The organism is Pseudomonas sp. GD04158, from assembly GCF_029834875.1.
In the GTDB taxonomy this organism is placed as follows: domain Bacteria; phylum Pseudomonadota; class Gammaproteobacteria; order Pseudomonadales; family Pseudomonadaceae; genus Aquipseudomonas; species Aquipseudomonas hydrolytica.
In genome coordinates, this window is sequence record NZ_JAODYT010000158.1 from 1 (window position 1) to 1,329 (window position 1,329).

Genomic DNA, 1,329 nt, shown 5'->3' on the forward strand with positions numbered 1-1,329 from the left:
TGAGGGTGTCCGAATTTTTGTGTAACCGGCTCATGAGCGACACTGTCGCTCCGAACCGGAGACACTATGAGCAAGACGCAACATCCCATCACCGACGAGCTGCTGGATCAGCTCCTGGCCAACTACCAGAATCCTGAAGACCTGATCGGTGCTGACGGCATTCTCAAGCAACTGACCAAGAAGCTGGTTGAGCGTGCGCTGGATGCTGAGCTGACCCACCACCTGGGACACGACAAGCATCAGCCGGTCAGCAATCCAACTGGCAACACCCGCAACGGTTTCAGCAAGAAGAAACTCAAGGGTGAGTTCGGCGAGTTGCCCATCGAAGTGCCGCGCGACCGGCATGGCACCTTTGATCCGCAGATTGTCGAGAAGCACCAGACCCGCTGGGCGGGTTTCGACGACAAGATCCTCTCGCTGTATGCCCGCGGCATGACTGTGCGCGAGATCCAGGCGCACTTGCATGAAATGTACGGTGCCGAGGTGTCGCCCAGCCTGATCTCCTCGGTGACCGATGCCGTAGCCGATGAAGTGAAGGCCTGGCAGTCGCGCCCGCTCGATGCGGTCTACCCCATCGTCTACCTCGACTGCATCCACACCAAGGTGCGCGAAGGCGCCGTGCGAGTGAAGGCGGTGTATCTGGCGCTGGGCATCAATCTGGCTGGTGAGAAGGAAATCCTCGGCCTTTGGATCGCCCAGAACGAGGGCGCCAAGTTCTGGTTGCAGGTGGTAACCGAGCTGCGTAATCGCGGAGTGCAGGACATCTTCGTGGCCTGCGTGGATGGCCTGAAGGGTTTCCCCGAGGCTATCGAAGCGGTGTTCCCATATACCAGCGTGCAGCTGTGCATCGTGCACATGGTCAGACACAGCCTGAACTACGTGTCCTGGAAGCGGCGGGCTGAAGTCGCCGCTGACCTGAAACGGATTTACCAAGCCAGCACGGCTGACGAGGCCGAACTGCGCCTTGGCGAGTTCGAGGCCAAGTGGGATGACGACTACCTGCCGATTGGCCAGTCCTGGCGCCGCAACTGGCCACGTATCACGCCGTTCTTCGACTTCCCGCCAGAGATTCGCAAGGTGATCTACACCACCAACGCCATCGAATCGGTGAACATGAGCCTGCGCAAGATCACCAAGAATCGCGGATCGTTTCCCAGCGACGAGGCACTGCTGAAACTGTTCTACCTGGCACTACGCAACATCAGCAAGAAGTGGACGATGCCAATCCGTGACTGGAAGGCAGCGCTGACGCGCTTTACCATCAGCTACGAAGACCGGCTGCCGTAGCAGTAACCCCAACCCCGGTTACACAAAATTCTGCACACCCTC

Annotated in this window: 1 protein-coding gene; it reads left to right on the forward strand. The window is 58.9% G+C overall.

The annotated features are described in order from the left end of the window. Window positions 1-66: 66 nt before the first annotated feature. Entirely contained in the window at window positions 67-1,287 is a 1,221-nt protein-coding gene (locus tag N7333_RS24230) for an IS256-like element ISPa46 family transposase (protein ID WP_279859506.1), read from the forward strand. The last annotated feature ends 42 nt before the right edge of the window (window positions 1,288-1,329 follow it).